The sequence below is a fragment of the Butyrivibrio sp. genome (genome assembly GCF_024699075.1).
Genome location: NZ_JAILQF010000084.1, coordinates 1 through 5,050 on the forward strand (window position 1 = coordinate 1; position 5,050 = coordinate 5,050).

Sequence of the window (5,050 nt, forward strand, 5' to 3'; positions counted from 1 at the left end):
TCAGGATATTTATCTCTGACCATAGATAAAGCCTTTTCATAATACTCATCCGTACATATGCCGCCATAAGTTTCTTCTATTCCGGGTTTTAAATAATCCCCTCGTCTTATATGAAGGCTTACAGATTCTGTTTCTTGCATCTGCCTATACAGATTCTTAAATCTCTCAGAGGATGATATGATCTTATCTTTATTTTGAAGTATTTCTCTTTTTAATTCCTTAATTGCCTCATCATCTCCAAAATACTTCTCTGACTGGAAATAGCCATTAAGATATGCTCTTGTAAGTTTACATACTTCAGGATCGTAATTGCCATCTGAGGGTTCATAATAGTCATGCGTCTTACGACCAAAGATTTTCCTTCTGATACGGCTAAAAAGATCCATATAAGAATCTCTTATATCCGTAACTTCTTCATTTGTAGCAATTTCAAATTTAAGGCCTAAACTATCAAGACATGGAATCCTGAGCTCATCTTGTTCAAAGCCGCTTACTATGTCCATCTTAACGACATTATTAGAGCGCTTCAAATTCTTATATAAGCCATACAAGAAGAGCTGATTACCAAGTCCTCCCTGAAGTTTTATAATGATCATCCTTGTCCTCATATTTATACTATAATTAGTGATCAAAACTTAAATTTCATTATCCTCAAGCCACTGCTGGAACATGAGTATGTACCATATCTGCGGCTTCCATTCTCCGCCATTCATAAAATCTTCCCAGATCTTGTGAACAGCATCTGCATTAAGATATCCCTGTCTTCTTATCTTGGTCCTTCTGATAAGATCTTCAGCCCAGGACCTAAGTTCAGGCTCTTTGAGCCACTTATCAATCGGAATTGAAAAGCCCTTCTTAGGTCTGTCCATAAGTTCCTTTGGAACATATCTGTAGAGCACATTTCTAAGAACCTTCTTACCAACCTTATCATCACGAAGATAAGAAGTTGGAAGTGTCCAGGCGAATTCTATTATGTCTCTGTCAAGAAGCGGCACACGGGTTTCAAGGGATACTGCCATAGCGGTCCTGTCGACCTTAGTAAGTATGTCATCAGGATGATACATGGTCATATCCATGAGCATTGTCTCATGATTTACTTCTGACAAATAGTTATTAAGCGTATTGCCGGCATAGAGGAACTTATTGTTCCATCTTCCGTCCTGAGGATTCTTGTCTATATCAGTAATCTTTCTTCCATACTTCCAGGGATCAGACTCGATCATGTGAAGATCTGCTATATTACGGGCTCCAAGAAGTCCTGACTTTATCTTAGCAACATCACTGAATCCTGCAAATGGACTTACTATTGTTGAAACAGCTTTCCTTACAGGATAAGGAACTCTTCCCATCTTGCCCCAGATTCTCTCTATAGAGCGGTATGAAGTATATCCGCAGAAGAGCTCATCTCCTGCATCTCCTGACAAAGATACTGTTACATGCTGACGAGTCATCTTGCTAACAAGGTAAGTAGGAATCTGACTACTGTCTGCAAATGGCTCACCAAACATATTTGCAAGATCAGGGATAACTCTCTTGGCATCAGTATCATCTATATACATCTCTGTATGCTCTGTTCCGAGGATTCCAGCTATCTCTTTAGCTATCTCTGCTTCGTTATAGCCCTGCTCATTCATTCCGATAGTGAAGGTCTTAACTCTTCCGGGAGCTACCTGCTGCATGAGTGATACTATGGTACTTGAATCTATTCCTGCAGAAAGAAAGGCTCCAAGCGGAACATCCGCTACCATCTGGCCTGTGACCGCATCCTTTATAAGTCTTTCAAGCTCGTCCGCTGCTTCCTGCTCAGAACCTTTAAATATATTGTTCTGGCCATACATGGCAGCTTCCTTCATAGACCAGTATACTGTATAGGCATGGCCTGTATCCTGGCAAAGCTCATCTATATCGTCATATACTTCCTTGTAGGTATGTCCGTCAAAGAAGTTGGTTGCATTAAAGCTTCTTCCTGCTTTATCAGCCTTATAGTACTCTTTAAGATCTCCATCTTCTACAGGATTAAAGTATCCATATGGATCATCTATTGTAAGGATTGTTCCGGGCTCCAGTTTATAGATATCTTCATAGATACTGTAAGGAGCAGGAATATATCCATGGCTAAAATATAGCGGAAGTACACTTCTATTTATCTTCTTATCAAACTCAGGAATCTCTGTAAAGCATCCTACATCTGATGCAAAGCCAAATATTTCGTGATTAATAAAGCCGTAGTAAAGAGGCTTCTCACCTGCTCTGTCTCTTGCAAGCTGTAATCTTCCGGTCTTAATATCATAAAGACCTATAGCAAACATTCCCTTGCTCATACGAAGGGCATCATATAAGCCGTAGCTCTCGGCATATTCAAGAAGTACTTCTGTATCAGAGGTTCCTCTAAAATCGCTTTCCTTGCAGACATTATCGCTAAGTAGCTTATCCTTAAGGACGTTAACATTATAAATCTCACCATTATAGACCATCATGTATCTGCCTGAGTGAGACTTCATAGGCTGAGAACCATTCGCTGATAAGTCTCTTATAGAGAGTCTTCTGTGGCCAAAGGCTGCCATTTCATCCTGGCTTATCCATATGCCATCAGCATTAGGGCCTCTGTCCTTCATATGTATATTCATTGCTGCTATAACAGCTCTTGCATTGCCTTTATAATTCAGTAATCCGCATATTCCGCACATAGTCGTTTTCCTTTTGTGTCATAGGTTTTAAATTATACCTGCATCATGTTCACGTTTATAATATTGTTTTTATACTGTTTTATATTGTTATTTTTATTGTTTTTAATATTGTTCTAAATATAGTTTTAATTTTGTACTTGATCATCTCATAATGCTTTGGAAATAATCTTCCCATTTTCTGTTTATTACATCAGGGGCTACTTCTTCTTTGATCCTGGATGCGCTATCTCCAAGTTTTGAAGCATATTCAGGATCATCCATAAGTTTCTTCATAGCAACTGCCATAGCATCTACATCGCCCTTAGGAATAACTATACCATTTATATTGTCTTTAACAAGTTCTGAAGTATCATACATACAGTCTGTAGTGATACACGGAATTCCAAGACTCATAGCTTCTATTAAAGCATTGGGCATTCCTTCCATATCCGAAGCAAGGACGAACATTGAGGAAGCTTGTATCTTATCAGCTACATCTGTAACACTGCCTTCAAATATGACTTTGTCATTTAAGCCTTTAGCTCCTGCGTATCTGAAGAGTTTATCTCTGTCAGGTCCATCACCATATATATGAAGCTCATAATCCGGATACTCATTCCTTATCTTATTAAAAGCATCTATTATAAGCTTATGATTCTTGTTCTCATCAATTCTTCCGACTGTTACTATTGTTTTATCCCTCTTACCACGATACATATCTCTGATAAAATCCGGATTGATGGAATTTGGAAGTACAACAGTCTTTTTCTTAATACTTTCAGGAAGCTGCATAGATGCGCCCCTGCTTTGAAGCACGACTCCTGCTGCCTTAGGGAAAGTATATCTCATTGCAAGTTTCATAGCTTTGGACGGATATTCCATCTCGAACTTGGCTCTTACTGATACTACTACAGGTATATGAAGGCTCCTTGCTGTCATTATAGCCATAAGGTTATTCTTACCTATAAATGACAATATAAGATCAGGTCTTATATCCTTCCATATATTCTTTAGTGTATCAAAACGCTTCTTAAATGCACCTAACCTGCTAAGTCCTGAATCATCTATAGCAGAAAAAATACGGTCTATACCACCCTTCATACCACCATGAAGATTCACTTTACACTTTTGTCCCTGCTTATAAGCAACTATTGCATCTACAATATCAGAATCTGACACAGCATTTGGATCCTTAACAACTTCCCAGGATGCATGAGGTACTTCATATTCATTAAGTGAAAGATAAGTTGTTACCAGTGTTACATGATATCCCCTTGACCAGAAATATTCCGCAAGGTTGACCATTACATGCTCAGCTCCGCCTTTTTGAAGGGAGCCTATATACATCGCTATATGTTTTTTATTATTATGTTGTTCCATACAAAAGGCTCCCTTTCCGGGGTTATGATCTCAGGTTAATATCGTCTTCTAAGTCTTTAATATCTAAGCTGATGCAATTATTAAGCTTCCAGCATCTGCTCTTTACTTCATAAAGTGCTCGTACCACTGCTGGAATACAAAAAAGCTCCAGGTAATGTTGGAGTAATTAGCTCCTGAAGAAGGGCCTCCGTCTCCAACTGTAAGATACTTATCTATAAAGTGTGATACGTAGCTTGCATCAAATATTCCCTGCTTCTTGAGATAATCAGGGCTACTATATGTCTTAAGCTGTTCAAGGAGAGGTCCTCTCATCCACTTATCAAGAGGCACTCCAAAACCCACTTTAGGCCTGTCAAGTAGCTCTTTAGGAATATAATCATAAGCTATATCTTTAAGGATATGCTTCTTGTCTCCATTACAATACTTAAAGTCGTGAGCTATACGATAAGAGTATTCCATAACTGAAGTATCCATGATAGGACAACGGTTCTCAAGAGAGTACTTCATAGATGCTCTGTCCATCTTGCAAAGGATATCTCCCGGAAGATATGTATCCATATCAAGGAGCATACGACGAACCTGCCAGTTGTCCTGAGGATAACCACTCTCTACAGGATACTTACATGGAAGCTGAATATTACTATTATTCTTTCCTGCAAGTTCATCAAGATATATCTGATTGTACTCATCAAAGGTCATAGACTTATCAAAGCTCTCAACACCGTCAATAAAAGCGTGAGCAGCCTTTATATATAAGTCTGATGCAAACTGTACCTTGGTCTCTTTATCCCTGTTTCTTGCTACAGCTCTTACTTTCAAGGGAAGCTTATCAAGGAGTTTCTGACTTCCAAGAGGAAGCTGGCCTATTCCATATATAGCCGCTCCAAGCATATCCAATTTCTGAGCTTTATGTATATGCTCATAAATATTGTAGCCGCAGAAGAACTCATCTCCGCCATCTCCGGAAAGCGCTACTGTTACCTTCTGCCTTGCAAGCTTAGACA

4 protein-coding genes are annotated in these 5,050 nt (G+C 38.9%); all 4 read right to left on the minus strand.

The window, feature by feature from the left end; all coding sequences use genetic code 11:
• The coding region (locus tag K6G87_RS03310; RefSeq protein ID WP_296833863.1) for an alpha-1,2-fucosyltransferase at positions 1 to 596 on the minus strand (596 nt) is incomplete at its 3' end.
• A 39-nt stretch (positions 597 to 635) separates the two neighbouring features.
• Positions 636 to 2,687 (minus strand): asparagine synthetase B family protein, encoded by a 2,052-nt coding sequence (locus K6G87_RS03315; RefSeq protein WP_296833866.1) that lies wholly within the window; start codon positions 2,685 to 2,687, stop codon positions 636 to 638.
• A 141-nt stretch (positions 2,688 to 2,828) separates the two neighbouring features.
• Positions 2,829 to 4,046 (minus strand): glycosyltransferase, encoded by a 1,218-nt coding sequence (locus tag K6G87_RS03320; RefSeq protein ID WP_296833869.1) that lies wholly within the window; start codon positions 4,044 to 4,046, stop codon positions 2,829 to 2,831.
• Positions 4,047 to 4,148: 102 nt separating this feature from the next.
• Positions 4,149 to 5,050, minus strand: a 902-nt coding sequence (locus K6G87_RS03325; RefSeq protein ID WP_296833872.1) for an asparagine synthase C-terminal domain-containing protein, incomplete at its 5' end; no start/stop codon positions are given.